Origin of the sequence: Paenibacillus sp. FSL M8-0142 (assembly GCF_038597315.1) — a bacterium.
In the GTDB taxonomy this organism is placed as follows: domain Bacteria; phylum Bacillota; class Bacilli; order Paenibacillales; family Paenibacillaceae; genus Paenibacillus_AQ; species Paenibacillus_AQ lactis.
Genome location: NZ_CP152008.1, coordinates 3,939,676 through 3,959,869 on the forward strand (window position 1 = coordinate 3,939,676; position 20,194 = coordinate 3,959,869).

General features: G+C 51.7%; 18 protein-coding genes. 5 read left to right on the forward strand and 13 right to left on the reverse strand.

Going from position 1 to position 20,194, the window contains the following annotated elements; all coding sequences use genetic code 11:
- Window position 1: 1 nt before the first annotated feature.
- The 3 genes from NSQ46_RS18145 to NSQ46_RS18155 form a co-directional block, all read right to left on the reverse strand.
- Window positions 2-1,330, reverse strand: a complete 1,329-nt coding sequence (locus NSQ46_RS18145) for a hypothetical protein (protein ID WP_342574261.1) — start codon at window positions 1,328-1,330, stop codon at window positions 2-4.
- A 53-nt stretch (window positions 1,331-1,383) separates the two neighbouring features.
- Complete coding sequence (locus NSQ46_RS18150; RefSeq protein ID WP_007130015.1) at window positions 1,384-2,103, reverse strand: ATP-binding cassette domain-containing protein; 720 nt, start codon at window positions 2,101-2,103, stop codon at window positions 1,384-1,386.
- An 87-nt stretch (window positions 2,104-2,190) separates the two neighbouring features.
- The gene (locus tag NSQ46_RS18155) at window positions 2,191-3,369 is read right to left on the reverse strand and encodes an MFS transporter (RefSeq protein ID WP_341341779.1); all 1,179 of its coding nucleotides are present in this window, start codon (window positions 3,367-3,369) and stop codon (window positions 2,191-2,193) included.
- 129 nt (window positions 3,370-3,498) lie between these two features.
- Between NSQ46_RS18155 and NSQ46_RS18160 the strand changes: the two genes are divergently transcribed.
- Together NSQ46_RS18160 and NSQ46_RS18165 are read left to right on the forward strand one after the other, a co-directional pair.
- A complete protein-coding gene (locus tag NSQ46_RS18160) occupies window positions 3,499-4,416 on the forward strand; it encodes a helix-turn-helix domain-containing protein (RefSeq protein ID WP_213615075.1) in 918 nt (305 codons plus the stop codon).
- Window positions 4,417-4,476: 60 nt separating this feature from the next.
- Window positions 4,477-5,214, forward strand: a complete 738-nt coding sequence (locus NSQ46_RS18165) for an HAD family hydrolase (protein WP_028403520.1) — start codon at window positions 4,477-4,479, stop codon at window positions 5,212-5,214.
- Window positions 5,215-5,322: 108 nt separating this feature from the next.
- Here the strand turns inward: NSQ46_RS18165 and NSQ46_RS18170 are convergent, their stop codons facing one another.
- The 8 genes from NSQ46_RS18170 to pdhA all read right to left on the reverse strand — a co-directional run bounded on the left by NSQ46_RS18170 (window position 5,323) and on the right by pdhA (window position 16,100).
- Window positions 5,323-7,605 (reverse strand): type IA DNA topoisomerase, encoded by a 2,283-nt coding sequence (locus NSQ46_RS18170; RefSeq protein WP_028403521.1) that lies wholly within the window; start codon window positions 7,603-7,605, stop codon window positions 5,323-5,325.
- A gap of 120 nt (window positions 7,606-7,725) precedes the next feature.
- Window positions 7,726-9,213: a glutamate synthase subunit beta gene (locus NSQ46_RS18175; protein WP_007130010.1), complete on the reverse strand. Its 1,488-nt coding sequence runs from the start codon at window positions 9,211-9,213 to the stop codon at window positions 7,726-7,728.
- Between the two features lie 327 nt (window positions 9,214-9,540).
- A complete protein-coding gene (locus NSQ46_RS18180; RefSeq protein WP_342574265.1) occupies window positions 9,541-10,032 on the reverse strand; it encodes a dihydrofolate reductase in 492 nt (163 codons plus the stop codon).
- A gap of 112 nt (window positions 10,033-10,144) precedes the next feature.
- Window positions 10,145-10,939 (reverse strand): thymidylate synthase, encoded by a 795-nt coding sequence (gene thyA / locus NSQ46_RS18185; RefSeq protein WP_028403523.1) that lies wholly within the window; start codon window positions 10,937-10,939, stop codon window positions 10,145-10,147.
- A gap of 191 nt (window positions 10,940-11,130) precedes the next feature.
- Window positions 11,131-12,546: a dihydrolipoyl dehydrogenase gene (gene lpdA, locus NSQ46_RS18190; protein WP_007130007.1), complete on the reverse strand. Its 1,416-nt coding sequence runs from the start codon at window positions 12,544-12,546 to the stop codon at window positions 11,131-11,133.
- Between the two features lie 3 nt (window positions 12,547-12,549).
- A complete protein-coding gene (locus NSQ46_RS18195; protein ID WP_007130006.1) occupies window positions 12,550-13,875 on the reverse strand; it encodes a dihydrolipoamide acetyltransferase family protein in 1,326 nt (441 codons plus the stop codon).
- 30 nt (window positions 13,876-13,905) lie between these two features.
- Window positions 13,906-14,883: an alpha-ketoacid dehydrogenase subunit beta gene (locus NSQ46_RS18200; protein ID WP_007130005.1), complete on the reverse strand. Its 978-nt coding sequence runs from the start codon at window positions 14,881-14,883 to the stop codon at window positions 13,906-13,908.
- Window positions 14,884-15,032: 149 nt separating this feature from the next.
- Window positions 15,033-16,100: a pyruvate dehydrogenase (acetyl-transferring) E1 component subunit alpha gene (gene pdhA, locus NSQ46_RS18205; RefSeq protein WP_028403525.1), complete on the reverse strand. Its 1,068-nt coding sequence runs from the start codon at window positions 16,098-16,100 to the stop codon at window positions 15,033-15,035.
- A 256-nt stretch (window positions 16,101-16,356) separates the two neighbouring features.
- Between pdhA and NSQ46_RS18210 the strand changes: the two genes are divergently transcribed.
- On the forward strand, window positions 16,357-17,085 hold the full coding sequence (locus NSQ46_RS18210; RefSeq protein WP_007130003.1) for an alpha/beta hydrolase-fold protein: 729 nt from the start codon (window positions 16,357-16,359) through the stop codon (window positions 17,083-17,085).
- 326 nt (window positions 17,086-17,411) lie between these two features.
- Here NSQ46_RS18210 and NSQ46_RS18215 read toward each other — a convergent pair whose 3' ends face one another.
- On the reverse strand, window positions 17,412-17,876 hold the full coding sequence (locus NSQ46_RS18215) for a low molecular weight protein-tyrosine-phosphatase (protein WP_007130002.1): 465 nt from the start codon (window positions 17,874-17,876) through the stop codon (window positions 17,412-17,414).
- Window positions 17,877-17,969: 93 nt separating this feature from the next.
- Window positions 17,970-18,611, reverse strand: coding sequence for a trimeric intracellular cation channel family protein (locus tag NSQ46_RS18220; protein ID WP_007130001.1), 642 nt, complete (start codon window positions 18,609-18,611; stop codon window positions 17,970-17,972).
- Window positions 18,612-18,746: 135 nt separating this feature from the next.
- Between NSQ46_RS18220 and NSQ46_RS18225 the strand changes: the two genes are divergently transcribed.
- Both NSQ46_RS18225 and NSQ46_RS18230 read left to right on the forward strand, forming a co-directional pair.
- Window positions 18,747-19,391 (forward strand): thiamine diphosphokinase, encoded by a 645-nt coding sequence (locus tag NSQ46_RS18225; RefSeq protein WP_341033764.1) that lies wholly within the window; start codon window positions 18,747-18,749, stop codon window positions 19,389-19,391.
- A 269-nt stretch (window positions 19,392-19,660) separates the two neighbouring features.
- The gene (locus NSQ46_RS18230; RefSeq protein WP_341033765.1) at window positions 19,661-20,158 is read left to right on the forward strand and encodes a C40 family peptidase; all 498 of its coding nucleotides are present in this window, start codon (window positions 19,661-19,663) and stop codon (window positions 20,156-20,158) included.
- Window positions 20,159-20,194: the final 36 nt, after the last annotated feature.

The window sequence follows — 20,194 nt, forward strand, 5'->3', positions numbered from 1 at the left end:
TCTAGTTCCCCTTTCTTTCGATAGGAGCCACATTGTTGCTTGGCTTGTTCTCTTTTTTGCTAAGCTTTAGATCGCCGTGGCTTCGGTACGCGATAACGCGGCTTTTTTCCTTCACTAAAATCTCCCAATCGGACTCAGCCTCCGCCCACTGGGCCATCGTGAAAAATTTAATCTCCGCCACTGATTCACCAGAATCGATCATCACGAAATTCAGATAGGAATCTTTGTTGGATTCCGGGGTAATCGTAATCTGGTTGTACAGGTCGGCCGGGAAATCCAAATAGAAGTGGTTATTGATATCATAGTATCTTTGAAGCACGAATTGCAGTCCTTCATTTTCATTCACTTCGCGAATTTCTCCGTCCCACTGATAATAGGTGGTAAAGTAAGGGATTTCCTCGAAGAGCCGGTCCTCCCAGCCTGCCGGTCTTTCCAGCAATCCAATCTCCAGAGTGCCGTCATCGTTTACGTCTTCGCTCTCGATCGGCAGCTCTTTGAAGGTCAGCAGCTCATCCTGCAGGATATCGACAAACTTATTATCCTCCATGATGATCAGCTTCGAATAGGAGGAATTGGATATAACCGAAGCATCGAGAATTATACCTTCTTTATTTTTAGCCACTTTCCCTGCGACAACATTGTAATAACTTTCAATATTCGGTCCGAGATCCAGCTTATCCAGATCAACGAAGGCTTCCTCGAACTTGTCATATTGATACGTGCTGACGTACGACAGCTCTTTCTGCTGGAGATAAACGACGGTAATATCCTTGATCTTGTCGCCGTTCAAATCCCCGATATTAAAGTGGGTATAAGGCAGCGGAGCTACCTTCTCGAGCGAGTTGCCCGAGAACGAATAGACGATCAACAGGTTCTGAAGATTCTCCTCGCCGCGGGAGAAGCCTGCAACGATATCGACCTTGCCGTCATTCGTGAAATCTACGAAATCAAACGATTCCAGCACGGTCCCTTCCCCGTCAAAATCCAGCAGCTTGACCCAGGCATCTCCCTGCTGCTGCATGATCATGCCGTGGATCTTCACTTCTTCATCCGGCGTCTGATAGAAGACGACCGCTTCCAGCACACCGTCATTGTCCAGATCCTGAATGCGGATCGAGCTGCTGTCCACGTCGCTCCTTGGTCTGATGATTGCCCCGGTATCGGTCTTCCGTTTCTGAAGGGCTGTCTGGATCGCGCCGTGCAGCGTCGCTTTATCCGCAGGCAGTTCCGGCTTCTTCATCAGCGAGACCGGATCCTGAATAAACGTGCAGCCGCTAAGCAGAAACAGCAGCAAGCCGGACAGCAAGGCTTGTATCACTCTATATTTCAATCCAGATCATCTCATTTCTATTCCATAGCCTCATTTATAAAACCTACAGATAATTACAGTCTTGACTTCTCGCCATGAGTTAAACGCCGTCCCGTCACGTCGACGACCAGCTCCCCGCCGGCGAGCCCCATCACGCGGGTGCAGTATTTTTCCGCCAGCTCCAGCGGGATCACCGTAACGACCGTAAGCCTTTCTTCATCACATAGGGTCTTTAACGTTTTGAGCACGTGCTCGGCCGATCCCGGGTCCAGGCCAGTGACGGGCTCGTCCGCAAGAATCACCTTCGCTCCGTGCACAAGCGCCCGGGCGATCGCGATCCGCTGTCTTTCTCCCCCGCTTAGCTCCCCTGCTTTGCGGTGGGCCTTGTCCAAAAGCCCCAAATGCTCGATCGTATCCATGGCTCCCATATAATCATCCGAGCGGACCATGCCGGTAAGCATCCGCCACCATGGCGTCTGGCTCGATTGTCCGATCAGCACGTTTTTAAGTGCGGTGCGATTGACGTTTAAGGAAGGGTTTTGCTCGAGATACGCCCATTCCCGGCGAATTTTACGTTTACCCGCGGGATTCATCATATCTTCGCCGTCAATCGTCAATTTGCCGCCGTCCCATTTTTCCTGCATGGACAGGCAGCTCATCATCAAGCTTTTTCCGCTTCCGCTCGCACCGATGAGTCCGATCATTTCCCCGCGCTCCATCTGAAAGGTGATATCCTTCAGCACCGGCGTGCGGTCAGGACCTATCGTTTTCTTCAGCCGATCCACTTTAATCATGTCATCGTCTCTCCCGTCAAGTGCGTATTCCTACTCTCTAGTTTAGAAGAAAGCGAGGGCAATTGCCATGAGAACAAACATTCGCATTTACAGCTTTGAATCAGCAGCAGGTTTAAACAGCGCCCCCGCACATCCAAATAGAATGTACAGTCCTCCGAGCAGGAAAAATATGCCGCCATTCCACCCGGTCTCCATTAATGCTCCGCCCGCATTAGGGCCCGCAATGCTCCCGACATTAAAGTGAAAAGAGGCGACGACGTTAGCTGCCGGAAGGAGCAGCTTCGGCAATATATCAGCCGCGTAAGCAAGTCCTAGCGAAAAGAAGGAGCCGACGAGGCCTCCGGCAGCCGTTAACAATATAAGGGTTGCCCAAAAATTCGTTCCTGCCAGCGGAATGAGCGCGAAGCACAGTCCGCCGGAGATCCCTGCGATCGCCAGTACGCGCTTGCGGCCGAACTTATCGCTCCATATGCCGAGCGGGAGCTGGAGCAGCAGCCCTCCGATCCCGACAAAAGGCAGCAGCATCGATATTTCGTCCAGCGTAAACCCGCTTCTTAACCCGTAAACGGGAAAATTGCTGTTCATACCGGCTTCCATATACCCGTACAGGAATGCCGGCAGCAAAGCGTACCATGCCAAACGGTAGCTTCTCATATATCTTCCGGATGACGTCTGATCGCCGCCTTCGACTTTTTCAGGCTTGATGTTCGGCAGCTTGACGAGCACAATGATCAGTATGAACAGAAACAGCACCGCAAGGACCACGAATGGAACGGCCTCTCCGTATTTGAGGAGCGGAATCCCAAGCGGCCCGATGCTGAAGCCTAGCCCGTAAGACATGCCGTAGAAGGAGATGCTCCTGCCCCGGTTCTTAGACGTTGACATCATCAGCACCCATAGCTGGGCTGCATAATGCAGAGCGCTGTCACCGATTCCAACTAGCAACCTAAGCACAAACCAAAACGCAACGCTTGGGATCAGCGGGAACGCAAGCAGTGACAGCATCACCAAAACAAGTCCGGACGCGATCAGCTTTTTAAAGCCGATCAAGCCCAGCAACCTCTCCGCAACCAGCGTCATCGCGAAAGAGCCGACGTACAGCGCAGCGGCGTTCAAGCCGTTCATCGAGGATGATATCCCCATTCGTTCTAGAAATATCGCCAGCACGGGCAGCAGCAGTCCCTGGCTCAGGCCCGCCGCTACAACGACGGCAATTAATATGAAATAATGAGTTCTCCCTTGACGGGGTTGTGCAGCTTCTGTCACGTAAAACAAGGCCTCCTCTATGTAGAAAAAACAATGAATTTAAACAGCCAAATGAACATTATAGTGGACAAGCCCAATCGATACAAGCCATAATAATAACAATGCCATCAATTGGGAGGGTATCTGTAAATGAAATATAAAGTGCGTATCGATGTATCCATGGTATACGAGCTGCTGGGCAGCTTCATGATATATGCAACGAGAAAATGGACCGATAACCTGGACATCGGCAAGCGGCTCATCACCGAAATGGACGAGCGCATGCCGGAGGATGCAAGGGTGCGGTTCATCGCGGCCCGGCAGTGGCCTTTATCCGATTACGACGTGCTGTATGCGCTGGTCATGCTCCGGGGCGACCATCAGGAGATCCCCGATTTCCTGGACTGGATCGAAAACTCTTCAATCGATGCATTAGGCGAGCTGCTGTATCCTCATCTTCCGTCCTTGTCCCGGGATGAAATCGCAAGAATCCGCGAAAGCTATATACCGCTAATGAAGCTCTGGCATTCGCATTACTTCTCCTCCGTCGAGAACGAGCTGCGTCAGCTGCTTGAGGAGGATGCCGAAGAGAAGCAAACGCTGCTTCCGAAGATGGACGATGAGCATCTGATCGAATACGCGACGAGCGGCGTTATTCTGGATCAGGTGCCCCAGGAGAACGTCATTTTGTTTCCCGGCACCCATTTCCGCCCGATCAATACATATTGCTTCTATGAAAATACGCTGCTGCTTCAGTATCCGATCGATATTCCGGAAGAGGATGAGGACGAGCCGCCTGTCGTCCTGCTGCGCATGACCGAAGCGTTGGCCGATCCGGAGCGTCTGCGCCTGCTCCGCTACATCGCCGATGAGCCGAAGGCCGTGTCGGAGATGGCTGCTGATCTGAACCAGCCTTACGAAGAGCTGATGCATCATCTGATGATTCTTCGGGCGGCGGGGCTGCTGCGCTCCCACTTGAAATCCGAGAACAACGAGCGGTTCAGCCTGCGTCCGGATGGAGCCTCCGAGCTTCAGATGTTCCTGGAGGATTATATCCGTTTGACGTGATCCCGCGTAAGGTGACGCGGACGACGATGTACATGAAATAACCGCAAGAAGGAGACAACCATGAGCATAACACCACAGCATATCATCTTCGATATGGATGATACCTTGATCCACTGCAATAAATACTTCGATTTGATACTCGGGGATTTTTTCGAATGGATGACCGATTGGTTTTCACCCTTTGGCTTGACGACCGAGGAGGTCCGGAGCAAGCAAATCGAAATCGATATTGCCGGAACGAAACAGCTCGGCTTCGCCAGTACGAACTTCCCGCAATCCTTGATCGCCACTTATCGGCATTACTGCGAAGCTCACGGACGGACTCTGTCGACTATCGAGGAAGAGCAGCTATTCGTTCTCGGCATGAGCGTCTATGATCAGGAGGTTGAACCTTATCCCGGTATGGTGGAAACGCTGGAGCGGCTTCAAGCCGACGGGCATCGACTGTACTTGTATACCGGCGGGGAAGCACGCATTCAGCAGCGTAAAATCGAGCAGATGAAGCTCGCCGACTATTTCGGAGACCGGATCTACATCCGCCGGCATAAAAATATAGAAGCCCTTGAGGAAATAGTCAGTGCCGGAAGCTTTGACCGCTCCCATACCTGGATGATCGGCAATTCCCTTCGCACCGATGTCGTGCCTGCACTTACCGCCGGCATCAACAGCATCTATCTCAAGCAGCAGCGGGAATGGGAATACAATCTCGTAGAGCTGAAGCAAGAGCCTCATAACGTTCTGTATACGGTGTCCGCGCTGACCGAAGTCCCGGATGTCATTCATCATCATTTCATGTAAATTCAATCGGGGTACCCTGAAGGTTGTTACAAACCTTAAGCAGGGTACCCCTTTTTTTTCATTATTTTAAAAGTCGATTCTATCCCTATACTAACATCGATGCTATTATTACTGTCGAACCGCTGTCCCCGCCTCGGTTTCGAGGGACAGCTTGCCGTCGCCTCCGGATGACAACACCATTCGGGCTTTATACGTGCTTCCGTCCTCGCGTTTAAATGCCAGCAGCTTCGTTCTGCCCTGCTCGAGCAGCGATTTCAGCATGGCCTGGGATATCGATTTGCCGGCAAACTCCTTCCAGATGACGAATGAGCATCCGGACTTGAAGTTGGCGCAGCCGTATCCTTTCCGGCCCTCAATAATTTGACCGCCGCAGCCAGGCCTTGGACAACGGCCAAGAGGCTCGCGAATGGACGGAACCGGAGTATCCGGCTTATTCGGCGACCGCTCCGGACGCTTTCGAGCCGCCGAAGGATTCCCGGCGGCCGCCTTACTGCTTCTTCCCCTGCCTTTTCCCTTCGGCTTGTCCTCATCTCCGCCAAACAGGGAGGGCGGTGCCGGCGGCTGCGAAGACACTTTATTGATTATGGAAACCGTAAACTTCTGGACATTCTGCATGAACGTTTCTGCAGACGCCTCTCCCTTGGATATTTGGTGAAGCCTCCGCTCCCACTGCCCGGTCATTTCCGGCGAAGCAAGAAGCTCGACGCCGGCGTGGCGGATCAGCTCGACGGCAGTCCTCCCTTTCTGCGTAACCGTGATTTTCTTGCCCTGCATCGTAATATAACCGACCTTCTTCAGCCGTTCGATCGTTGCCGCTCGGGTGGCCGGCGTTCCGAGGCCGCTGTCCTTCATTGCATCCCTCAGCTCATCGTCCTCAATGGACTTGCCGGCACTCTCCATCGCTTTAAGCAAGGTTCCTTCGGTATAGCTCTTCGGCGGCTGTGTGGCCTTCTCCTTTACTTCCGATTTCCGGCAAAACACCGGACGGTCCGGTGCGATATCAAATGAACGGTCGTTCCATTCCTGGGTTTCGTCCTCCTCCTCGTCTTTACCTTTGCGGGACGATCCCTTCGACTTCTTCTGTTCCTTATCCTTCTCGATAAGCACCTTCCAGCCTAATGACAGCAGCTCCTTGATCCCGGTCTTGAACGTTTCGCCTTCAACCTCGGTCAACACCGTATGCTGCTTGTACAATGCAGGCGGATAAAAGTGCGAAAGAAAGCGGATGATGATCAGGTCGTAAATATGCGCTTCTTCCTTGCTCAGATTGCCGGGCCGCTTCAGCGTCGGCAGGATTGCATGGTGATCCTCTACCCGCTGCGGATTACAAACCGCCTTGTTATTGATATGGACACGCTTTGGATCCGCTCCTTCCGCCATCTGTCCGTAGGAGGTCGATTTCAGCATATGGAGCGCCTTGTGCATGCCTTCGATATTTTGCTCGTTCACATAGTTGGAATTGGTACGCGGATAAGAAATCACCTTATGCCGCTCGTACAGCGCTTGTGCGAGGTCCAGCGTCTTCTTGGCCGAATAGCCATACTTCGCATTGGCCTCGCGCTGAAGCAAGGTCAGATCATACAGCTTGAACGGGTATTCCTTCGTTTCCTTGACTTCATATTTGGCGACCGCCCCTTGCTTGCCTTGAACCTTTGCAGCGATCGCGTCCGACTTCTCCTTCGAGGTTAGCCGTTCCCCCTGCCATGTTCCCGTATATTCAAGCTTTTCCTGACGAAACAAGGCTTTGACTTCATAGAAGGTCTGGGACTCGAATGCCTCGATCTCCTTCTGCCGGTCATAGATCAAAGCCAGCACCGGCGTCTGCACCCGTCCGACGGATAATAGGGTCTGATGGCGTGTGGTGAACGCACGGGATGCGTTCATGCCGATCAGCCAATCCGCCTCGCTGCGGGCACGCGCCGCTTGCGTCAAATCCTCGAATTCCGCCCCGTCCTTCAGCTCGGCGAAGCCTTTAGCGATGCTTTCCGGCGTTAAGTCCGATATCCACAGCCGCTTGACAGGCTGTCTTAACTTCAGCTGCTGCTGGATCAGAGCAAAGATATACTGTCCTTCGCGCCCCGCATCGCATGCATTGACGATGTGACTGCAACGCTTGGCCACTTCCCCGATGACCTTCAGCTGATCCTTCGTTTTCGGATTCGGAACGATTTTGAATTGCTCCGGTATGATTGGCAAATCTCTTAAATTCCATCGCTTGTATTTCGGATCATAGGCATCCGGCTCCGCCAGACCTACGAGATGTCCGATTGCCCAAGTGATAATATACTGCTCGCCCTCCAGATAGGTGCGGTGATTCTTCGCCCGTGGCTCGATCACCGCCGCGATATTCCGTCCCATATCCGGCTTTTCGGCAATGACCAGTGTTTTCATCTGACATTCTCCTCCCGGCCGAGTTCGCAGCAATATGCTATAGGCCGCTAACTCCAAAAAGGACTTCGCGGCTGCGAAGTCCTTCTTCTAATACAAACTATAGCATATTTAAGAATGTTTTTAAACCAGAACGGTTGCACCCATCAAATATTTATCCACTTCGCGGGCAACCTCGCGGCCTTCGTTGATGGCCCATACGACCAAGCTTTGACCGCGGCGCATATCGCCGGCTGCAAAGACCTTATCCACATTCGTCGTATATTTGCCATACGGAGCCTTTACGTTGGAGCGGCGATCCGTTTCCAGACCGAGCTGCTGCACAAGCGTCTGCTCCGGTCCGTCAAATCCGATGGCAATCAGTGCCATTTGGGCAGGAAACACCTTCTCGGTTCCCGGGATCGGCTGGTAGATTTTGCGACCGGTTTCGTCGACAATCCGCTCGATTTGAACGGTATGGAGCTCCTTCAAATTGCCTTCCTCATCACCGACAAATTTCGTGGTCATGATGGAAAATTCACGCGGATCGCTGCCGAACAGCGCTTTGGCTTCTTCATGCGCATAGTCAAGCGTATACACATTCGGGAACTGCGGCCAAGGATTCGCGATCGGATCCCGTGTAAGCGGCGCCCGCTTATGCGTACCGAATTGGGTCACGCTTCTGCAGCCGTGGCGGAGGGCTGTGGCCACGCAGTCGGAGCCGGTGTCGCCTCCGCCAATGACGATAACGTCCTTGTCTTTTGCAGAGATATAGTTGCCGTCGGCAAGACCGGAATCAAGATAGCTCTTAATCGTTCCGTTGAGGTAGTCCATCGCATAATGGACGCCCTTCAGATCGCTGCCCTCGATGTTGAATTCGCGAGGCTTCGTCGCCCCTCCGCATAATACGACGGCGTCGTAGTCCTGAGTGAGCTTCTGCGCCGGAATGTCTTTACCGATTTCGGTGTTTACCACAAATTCGATCCCCTCGGCCCGCAGCAAGTCAACGCGTCGCTGAACGACTCCCTTATCGAGCTTCATCGAGGGAATGCCATACGTCAGCAGCCCGCCAATCCGGTCTGCACGCTCGTATACGGTTACGCTATGCCCTGCCTTGTTGAGCTGGGCAGCAGCCGCAAGACCGGCAGGACCAGAGCCTACAACCGCTACCCGTCGCCCTGTGCGCTTCTCGGGCGGCTCAGGTACGACCCAGCCCTCCTCGAAGCCCTTGTCGATGATCGCCTGCTCAATCGATTTTATCGTAACCGGCTCGCCGATCAGTCCGACCGTACAAGAGCCTTCGCATGGCGCCGGACATACCCGGCCTGTAAATTCAGGGAAATTATTCGTTTTGTGAAGACGTTCCAAGGCCTCTCTCCACAGTCCGCGATACACCAGGTTGTTCCATTCAGGGATCAGATTGTGGATCGGACAGCCCGAGGTGCCCCCGATCATGTCAATTCCCGTATGGCAGTATGGCGTGCCGCAATCCATACAGCGCGCTCCTTGGGTTTGGAGCTCTTCTTCTTCTAGATGTTTATGAAACTCTTCCCAGTCCTTTACTCGTTCTGCCGGGTCCCGGTCTGCCGGAAGCTGACGCTGATATTCCATAAAGCCTGTTGGTGTAGACATCCTGCTTTTCCCCCATCCGTTCTATCTATTCTGATTTCCATGCACAAAATATCATATCATAATCGCATACTAACGAGCGTCAAATCTGCCTAGAAACGGCACTTTTCCTGATTCATCTTTTTTATTATCCTTAATAAAAGTTTGTATCAGTTCCGAAATCCGCGCAGTATAAGGCAATTCAAGCAATTGTACCTACAAACATTAAAAATATAGTAGCATTTCGCTTTTCGCCAATTAAATGGATTATATGCATGATCATTTGTACTATCCTGCCATAATCGAACAAGGGTAATAGATGGGAGAGAATAGGATATCTACGATAATCGATTATCGCTTACGGTCATAAATGGCGAATCGGTACGCGTACGGGTTCTTCTCATCCGTAATTCCCGGCGTTTCCTCAACAACCTGCCACTGCTCCCAGTCAATTTCCGGGAAAAAGGTGTCGCCTTCAAACTCTTCATCGATAAAAGTACAGTATAAGCGATCGGCCAGCGGCAGCATCTGCTCGTATATCTGGGAGCCCCCGATCACCATCAGCTCCTGCTCCCGGGCATAGGGCAACGCGTCCTGCAGATCGTGAATGACGATCCCCTGCTCCGGCGGAAGCGCGAAGCTCTCATCCCGGGTCAGTACGATATTCGTTCGTTTCGGAAGCGGCTTGCTTCCGAATGATTCCCATGTTTTCCTTCCCATAACGATCGGCTTGCCAAGCGTCTTCTCCTTGAAAAAGGCAAGGTCCCTCGGTAAATGCCAAGGCATCGTTCCATTGCGTCCGATCACCTGATCCTTGCCCATGGCCCATATCATCGAAATCATGTCAGCCATCCCCCTTTTCTTCGGGGGCACAATGCTTGCCCCCTCCGATGCAATACTGTCTATTCCTCCGGTCTGTCCTGCATTTCCGGCAACTGGATGCCCGGCTAATCCACTAGACCGCAACCGTCGCTTTAATCGTTGGATGATGCCGGTAGCCTTCAAATTCGAAATCCTCGAAGGTATAGTCGAAGATGCTCTCCGGTTTGCGTTTGATAATCAGCTTCGGAAGATCGTACGGCTCCCGCTGCAGCTGGGTTTTAACCTGCTCCAAATGATTCGAATAAATATGGACGTCCCCGCCGGACCAGATGAATTCGCCTGGCTCCAAGTCACACTGCTGGGCTACCATATGCGTGAGCAGCGCATAGCTCGCAATATTGAACGGCAGGCCGAGGAAGCTGTCTACCGAGCGCATCGTCAGCATGCAGGAGAGCTTGCCTCCCGCCACGTAAAATTGAAATACGAAGTGGCACGGCGGCAGCTTCATATTGTCGATTTCCGCCACATTCCAGGCGTTCACGATATGCCGGCGCGAATCCGGATTCGTCTTGATTGATTCGATGACGTTCGCGATCTGATCGATTCGGCGGCCATCCGGCGCTTCCCACGCACGCCATTGCGAGCCGTATACCGGACCCAAATCACCGTTCTCATCCGCCCATTCGTCCCAGATCCGTACGCCGTTTTCTTTTAAATACCGGATATTCGTTTCGCCGCTCAAAAACCACAGCAGCTCGTGAATGACCGATTTTAGATGGATCCGTTTCGTTGTGACGAGAGGAAAGCCCTGCGACAGGTCGAACCTCAGCTGCCTTCCAAAGACGGACAGCGTCCCTGTTCCCGTCCGGTCTTCCTTTTCTACTCCATGCTCCAGAATGTCCTGCAGCAGCTCCAAATATTGCTTCATCTTCAAACTCACCTCTCTGGTATCTCATATGCATAGTCTATCATGTTCATGGCAGGTTGGGCAGACGAAAATTCCTCCCGCTCCTCCGAGGTTTATACTTTCTGTTATCTAAAAAAGGAGGCAGATCGCGCCTTTATAGCGTTCTCTGCCTCCTTGGCAAATATATGATGATCCGTTAAAATTCGAACGGATTAGCGGGAGATAATGTGGATCGGATGACCCATAACAACTTCCGCAGCTTCCATTACGATTTCGCCAAGCGTTGGGTGTGCATGGATCGTCAATGCCAGATCCTCAAGCGTAGCACCCATCTCGATCGCAAGGCCAAGCTCGGCAATCAGGTTGGAAGCTTCCAGACCTACGATTTGCGCGCCGAGTACAAGTCCTGTTCCTTCTTCGGCAACGATCTTCACGAAGCCTTCAGGGTGGTTCAGGGATACGGAACGTCCGTTGCCAGCGTAAGGGAATTTACCGGCCTTCACTTTGTGGCCTTTTTCCTTCGCTTGAGCTTCGGTGTAACCTACGCTGGAGCACTCAGGATCCGTAAATACAACGGCAGGGATGCACTTGTAATCGACAACCGATGGCATTCCGGAGATAACTTCGGCAGCCACTTTGCCTTCATAGGAAGCTTTGTGGGCAAGCGCAGGTCCGGCAACGATATCGCCGATTGCGAAGATATGCGGAATGCTGGTGCGGCCTTGATGGTCAACTTTCACGAAGCCGCGCTCGTCAAGCTCAAGTCCGATGAGGTCAAGACCAAGCTCGCCATCGGTGTTTGGACGACGTCCAACCGTTACGAGCAGGTACTCAGCCGTTACTTCTTTGGTTTCGCCGTTTACGGAGTATTTAACGGTAACTTCTTTATCGTTTTGCTCCGCACTTTCAGCTTTTGCACCGGTGATGATCTCAATGCCGGTTTTCTTCATGTTTTTCGTTACGAGGCTCGTCATATCCTTATCGAATCCGGCAAGAACGCTGTCCATACCTTCGATAATCGTTACCTTCGCACCGAATTTGGAGTACATTTGGCCAAGCTCTGCGCCGATGTAGCCGCCGCCGATAACGATCAGGCTCTTAGGCACTTCTTGCAGGTTCAGCGCTTCGGTGGACGACAGGATGCGGCCGCCGAATGGGAATGGCTTCAGCTCGATCGGACGGGAGCCGGTTGCGATGATGCAGTTTTTGAAACGGTAACGCGGAGATTCATGATCGTTGAATACGCGCGCTTCGTTCTCGTTGATGAACATGCACTCGCCGTTAAATACTTCGACCTTGTTGCCTTTGAGCAAGCCGGCAACGCCGCCGGTCATTTTTTTAACGACGCCGTTTTTGAACTCCTGGGTTTTCGCGAAGTCAACCTTTACGTTCTCCACGGAAATACCGAATGCATCGGCATGCTTGGCAGCCTCATACTGATGAGCAGCAGAGATCAGCGCTTTCGAAGGGATACAGCCGCGGTTCAAGCAGACGCCGCCGAGCTCGGACTTATCCACGATCAGAACTTTCTGGCCCAGCTGGGCGGCGCGAATCGCCGCCACGTAACCGCCAGGTCCTGCACCAATGACTAATGTATCAATATCCAGAGAAGCATCTCCAACTACCATTAGTTACACCTCCATAACAAGCAGCTCAGGGTTAGCGAGCAGTTGTTTAATATAGTTCATAAAGTTTTGAGCTGTAGCGCCGTCGATGATGCGGTGGTCAAAGCTGAGGGACAGCGCCATGACAGGTGCCGCTACAATTTCACCGTTCTTCACGACCGCTTTTTCGCTGATGCGGCCGGTACCGAGGATCGCAACTTCTGGGAAGTTGATGATCGGCGTAAAGAACATGCCGCCTGCGGAACCGATGTTCGTGATGGAAATCGTGCTGCCTTTCATTTCGTTAGGAGCCAGCTTGCCTTCGCGGCCGCGTGCCGCCAGATCACGGATGCTGTCGGCGATCATCCAGATGCTCTTACGGTCGGCATCCTTGATAACCGGTACGATCAAGCCGTTATCGGTGTCGGTTGCAATACCGATGTTGTAGTACTTTTTGTACACAATTTCGTTCGCTTCTTCGTCGATCATCGCGTTCAAGGCAGGGAACTGGCGGCAAGCCGCAACAAGAGCCTTCACGATGAACGGCAGATACGTAACTTTCGTGCCTTTCTTCTCGGCAATCGGCTTCATGCGGGTACGGAATGCCACAAGCTCGGTTACGTCCACTTCGTCCATGATTGTTACGTGCGGAGCAGTGTAAGCCGATTTAACCATGGCATTCGAGATCGCTTTGCGGATGCCTTTGAATGGCACGCGCTCTTCTTCGGCACGTGGATCCACTGCTGCGGATGCTGCTGCAGGAGCTGCTTTCGTCTCGGAAGCCGCTTCTTGTGCAGGAGCTGCTGCCGCTTGACCGCCGCCGTTCTTGAAGGCTTCCACATCTTCGCGGGTCACTTTGCCATTGTTGCCGGAGCCTTGCACTTGTGTAATATCCACGCCTTGCTCACGAGCGAACTTGCGCACGCTAGGCGTTGCAAGCACTTCGCGGTTCGGAGCTGCAGGCGCGCTAGCGCTGCCGTTTCCGCCCTGCTTCGCATCAGCCGGAGCGTCTTGTGCAGGCGAGGAAGTGGTATCCGCGCTTCCTTTTGCAGCATCAGCTTCTTGAGCGGACTGCTCTTCCGCATGGCCGCCTGCTTGCTCAGGAATGTCGCCTTCGGCATCGATGATCGCAACCACTTCACCGACGCGGCAAACCTGGCCGTCCTTGGCAAAAACTTCTTGAACCGTACCGTTCACGGGACAAGGAACTTCTACGACCGCTTTGTCGTTCTGCACTTCCATGATGATGTCGTCGTCTGTTACTTTGTCGCCCGGCTTGATATGCATTTTGATGATTTCACCTTCATGCAAACCTTCGCCCAGCTCTGGAAAACGATATTCAAATTTTGCCAACTGAAAAACCTCCCTAAATATTTGCTGCAATTAGAAATTCATGACTTTATTAACGGCATCTACAATCCGCGCAGGGGTAGGGAGCCAAGCATCCTCGATCTGAGCGAACGGATACACGGTGTCCGGAGGTGCTACACGCAGAACTGGAGCTTCCAGATGCAAAATTGCCTTTTCATTGATCTGTGCAATGACTTCTGCTGCCACGCCGGCGGATTTTTGAGCTTCCTGCACGACGATCGCGCGGTTGGTCTTCTTCACCGATGCAATCACCGTGTCGATGTCGATCGGCGCGATGGTGCGCAGGTCGATGATTTCCGCTTTGATTCCGTTCTTCTCGAGCTCTTCAGCCGCCTTCGTTGCGGTGTGAACCATCAAACCGTACGCAATAATCGTTACGTCGGAGCCTTCGCGAACCACGTTTGCTTTACCGAGCTCGACCGTATACTCGCCTTCCGGAACTTCAGCGCGGAACGCATGATACAGGTTCAAGTGCTCCATGAAGAATACAGGATCGTTGTCGCGGATCGCTGCGATCATAAGTCCTTTTGCATCATAAGGATTGGAAGGAACTACAACTTTAATACCCGGTGTTTGTGCAAGCAAACCTTCCAAAGCGTCGGTATGCAGCTCAGCCGCTTTAACCCCGCCGCCGAACGGGGTGCGGAATACGATTGGCGAATTGTAGCGTCCGCCGGAACGGTAACGCATACGGGCAGCCTGTACGGCGATTTGGTCCAGCGCTTCGAAAATAAAACCGACGAATTGAATCTCGGCAATCGGACGGAAGCCTTGAATACCCAGACCTACCGCAAGACCGCCGATCGCGGATTCGGCAAGCGGCGTATCAAATACGCGTTCCTCGCCAAACTCCTTCTGAAGGCCTTCTGTTACCCGGAACACACCGCCGACGTTACCCACGTCTTCACCGAAGATGACAACGTTCGGATCGCGGCTCAATTCAACGCGCATGGCGTCGCGAATCGCTTCTTTCATGTTCATTTGTGCCATTGCTTGATTTCCTCCTTAAGTGTTACAGTTCACTATTCCAGCGACTTAGGCGCCGTTTACGCTATATTCAATCCCTGATCCTTTGCACCCATGACAAAACCGAATAATTGTCCGTTCATTGGCCGTGAACAATTATCGGTTAAGCTTCCTTATTGGAAATCGGCTTTTTGCTCTTCAAGATGCTTCGGAGTTTGCTCGAACATGCTGTCGATCAATCCTGGGACCGTCATTTTCTCCGTTTGTTCTGCTTTCTTGATCTGCTCGTTGACTTTCGCTTTCGCTTCTTCTTTCACGCGAGCCGTATCTTCTTCTGTCCAAAGACCCTTCTTCTCCAGATATTTCGCAAGACGCGCGATCGGATCCTTCTCGCTCCATTCGCCCTCTTCTTCCTTCGTGCGGTATTTGGTTGCATCGTCGGAAAGGGAATGCGGACGGAAACGGTAGGTTACGGCTTCAATCAGCGTTGCGCCTTCGCCGTTGCGAGCGCGCTCAGCAGCGTCACGAACCGCTTTGATAACCGCGAACACGTCCATGCCGTCAATTCTAACGCCCTTGATGCCGGCAGCTACCGCTTTGTGCGCGATGGACAGCGCTGCTGTTTGCTTGGAGAACGGAGTCGTAATCGCGTAGCCGTTGTTCTGTACGAAGAAGATGACAGGCAGCTTGTAAACGCCAGCGAAGTTCAAGCCTTCATAGAAATCACCTTCGGACGAACCGCCATCACCGGTGTAAGTAATAACAACTTGCTTTTGCTTCTTCAATTTATAACCCATAGCAATACCCATCGCGTGCAAAATTTGCGCACCGATGATGATTTGCGGCATCAGGACGTTAACGCCTTCCGGAATTTGTCCGCCATGCTGATGTCCACGGGAATACAAGAACGCTTGGTAAAGCGGAAGACCATGCCATACGATCTGCGGCATATCACGGTAGCCCGGGCAGATGAAATCGTCTTTCTCGATTGCAAATTCACTGCCGACCATCGTTGCTTCTTGACCGGAAACCGGCGCGTAGAAGCCGAGGCGACCTTGGCGGCCGAGGTTAACGGCACGATCGTCCCAAGTACGGGTAAACACCATGCGGTACATAATTTCTTTCAGTTGATCGTCCGACAGTTCTGGCAGAAGATCCTGGTTTACGATTTCGCCATCCGGGGAAAGTACAGATAGAGTATCCACTTCCTCGGTATATACTTCATAAGGAACCTTGGTCATTTTTTTCACCTCAATAAATATTTGAATATCAAGTTCCGCTGTTATAGAATTATTATACACCTGTTTTACTCCATTCGTCAAAGAAATACCTCATAAAATTTCAGATTTCTTAACGTTTGTATGTATAACAGCGGGTGTATAACACTATAACAGTATGACAAACATCATAGTACAGCAGACAGGAATGTACGAATAGGGTAATTTTAACTTATTGTGTACTCCATTTCAAAAACTAACCCGAAAAAGGTGACGAGTGATGACGAATGAACGACTATTGAAGCGAACCATTGTGAAGGAAACGATTGAAAGCCGGTTTCTTCAAGAATCACGGACGCTGCGCATCTACCTTCCACCCGGCTATAACGAAATTCTCAGCTATCCTGTTGTCTACTGCCAGGACGGCGAGGAATTTTTCAACTTCGGCCGGATTGCAACCTGGGCTAACCAGCTGATCCTTGACGAAGGGGTTGAACCTTTTATTATCGTCGGAGTCGAAGTGAATACCAAAGTCCGTACCGAAGAATACGCACCGTTCGGCAACCGGTTCGATGCCTACGTATCCTGCTTCGCCGAAGAGATTATTCCCTTCATTGAACAGAATTATCCTGTTCGAAGAGAAGCTGGCGAGCGGCTGCTTGCAGGCGACTCCCTTGGCGGCAGCGTATCCGTGCATCTGGCGCTCCGCTACCCGCATCTGTTCACGCGAGTGATCAGCTTGTCCGGTGCCTTCTACGAGATGTCCCAGAGCATCATCAAGCAGGAGCAGGATTTGTCATGGCTCGACATCTATATGATCGTAGGTCTGCAAGAAGACAATTACGCTACCGATACGGGCGTCTACAATTTCGTAGAATTGAATCGCCAGACCAAGGCTTTGCTCGAAGATCGCGGGGCTAAAGTAGCCTATTATGAGAAAGACGGGCGTCACCTTTGGGGCTTCTGGCAAAAAGAGCTGCCTGCTGCCCTTATGTACTTTTTGGGCTAATTCGGGCTGACATGATGGTCGTTCCTTAAGAGGTACAGACTATCCATAAGGATTCGTTACGCTTTGCGGCTATGGCCTGATCCCTTCTACAGGGAGTCGGGCCATTTTACGTTCTGCATGGCTGTTGTGACTGATTCATTCCGGCAAAAAATTTAGGGAGGTCCTGCCGCATCTTACCCTCGCTTTCGTCTGTAAAAAAAGATGAACAACCGCGCATTATTATGGAATGTGCATTGTTCATCTTATGGAACATCCTTCTTGGTTACGCTTTCAATCCGGTTCGTTGAATAAGCGGCTTAGAAAACAGACCGCTTTATTCGAATCGATTATAGCTTTTCTTGGATGATCTTGTCCAGCAGGATGTCGCATCCGGCATCGATGAGACGGTACACTTCTTCGAAATTCCCTGTGAAATAAGGATCCGGCACCTCTCTCAGCTTTTCGTCAGGCAGCAAATCCATAAACTTCATGATGCTTGCATCACCGCCGCCTGGCAGCTTCCGCATATTAGCTACATTGGAGTCGTCCATCCCGATCACGTAATCGAACGCCTCCAAGTCCTTGCTCATCACCTGCCGTGCCGTCATCCCCTCATAGCTGATGTTCCAGCTGTCCAGCAGCTTGCGTGTCCCTTCATGGGGGATTTTGCCGACATGCCAGTCTCCGGTGCCTGCCGAATCCACCTTAACTTTATCCTGCAAGCCCTTTGCAGCGATCTTGTGTCGAAGCACCGCTTCCGCCATCGGCGAGCGGCAAATATTGCCCAAGCATACAAACAAGACGGATACCATCGCTTCCACCTCCTCGTCATCAATCATACCTTAAAAACATCGTTTAAACGGATGATATTCGATCATTCTCCAAAGTTGTCACCCGAGTGATTCTCAGCTGCCGGCACTCATGCCGCCGCCCGATGCGCCTCCATGCGAAAGCGATCTTCTGGGCAGTCTCCATTTATAATGAACGGACAGCATTCGGAATACAATGACGACCACGAACAACGTCAACAACTGCCACGTCGTCGTCGCAGCGCCGAGACCGACGGCCGCTCCTGCCGCCATCGCCCAGACTGCATAGATCTCGTCCCGCAGGACAAGCGGCTTGCGCCCGGCAAGCAGATCGCGAACCATGCCGCCCCCGCTTCCTGTCAGCACGGCTGCGACAAGAACTGCGCTTAGCGGGTGATTCATTTGCGTCGCATAGAGCGCCCCTTGAATCGCGAAGGCGGACAATCCGATCGCATCGAATAACGCTTCGGTTCTCTTCCAATGGTGGAGCCATCCGAGAGGAAGCACGAACGCGCAAAATACCGAAATCAAGGCCAGTATAATCAGATCGCTTTGGCCCCACAGGGTCGTCACGGGAACCCCGATCAGCACGTTTCTAATGATGCCTCCGCCGAAGGCGGTTACGAGACCAAGGACCACAACTCCCAGAATATCATAATCCTCTTCCATTGCCACAACGGCTCCGGACATGGCGAACGCTATCGTCCCAATAATACTGAATACATCAAACACATGCATGTCCACAATTCCCGATTCCCCCGCTCCGCGAAAAATTACCTACTACATTGTAGTCACGCCTATTAAATTGTGCAAGTATGAATCCTGCTATATACTAGATGAAATGGCAATTCTCTTAATAAAGGAGGAAATGACATGTTGCCTGCACGCGCTCTGATCTTTACCGGAGGGGAGTTGTCTGCACAATTTTTAGAGGAGATCCGAAGCGGGGATTTCATTATCGGCGCAGATCGCGGCGCTTTGTTTTTAATCGAGCACGGGATCAAACCGGATTTGTCGGTCGGGGATTTCGATTCCATCACCCCCGAAGAAATGGCGAAGGTTCAAGCGATGAGCGGAAAAATCATCGAATGCGATCCGATCGATAAAAACCTAACCGATACCGAACTTGCCTTTGACCTGGCGCTCGAACAGTCGCCTGAATCCATCTTGATCATGGGAGCAAGCGGCACCCGGCTGGATCATACGTTGGCTAACATCCATATGCTGATCCGCGGGCTGCAGCACCACATTCCATGCTCCATATTAGATAAGAACAATTACATCACCTTAACAGGCTCAAGCTGCGTTGTGGAGGATCGCGGGTTTAAGTACGTCTCTCTGCTCCCCCTCACCACCGAGGTCACAGGCATCGAACTGGAAGGCTTTGAATATCCGCTTCATAACGCTTCGCTTCGCATGGGACAATCACTCGGGGTCAGCAACCGGCTGTCCCAGGAAAAAGGCATCGTGCATATCGAAGGCGGGCTGCTTCTCATCATCCAGAGCAAAGATCAGTAATCGTTACTTTTTTGTCATCTTTATTCGGTGGATTTAACCCATTCGTAACAATCGATAAAACCCTTGCCCCGCAAGGGTTTTTCTTAATTTTTCAGCTTGGCCCAACTGCTATTTCTTAATTTTTTGTAACTTTTAATCGTTTTTTAATAATTCGCTTTCATTCCATGCGCACCAAGCGATTGCGCCGATTATCCACATTTTAGTCGGTTTCAAATCTGCTATACTCGGTTCATCGCAAAAAACAAAAACGCATGGAGGTACTATACAACATGAATCGACAGAATTGGATTAAGAAAGCTGTAGTCGTTAGCTTGAGCGCAACTTTGGGCGTAGGGGCGGTGCTTACCGTTGCTCCACCGGCTCCTGTAGAAGCCGCATCCGTCAGCAAGGGAAGTCATGTCGTCAACTACGGCAAACAATATATGGGAACACCTTACAAATTCGGCGCATCCACATCCACAACAAGAGTGTTTGACTGCTCTTCTTTCATGAAGCATATCTTTAAGAAGTATGGCGTAAATCTGCCGCGGACATCTGCTGCACAGTCCAAAGTAGGTAAAGCTGTTTCCAAGTCCAACCTGAAAGCCGGCGATTTGGTATTCTTCTCCAGCGGAAGCCGCGCTAACGGCAGAAACGTAACGCATGTGGCCGTATACATGGGCAATGGTAAAATCCTGCACACCTATGGCAAGCCGGGCGTTACGATTTCTAACCTGAACTCGGGCAACTGGAAGAAGACTTACCTGAAAGCACGCCGCGTACTTTAATATAGCTGAATAGCAAGCGACCGACCGTCTTCCTAA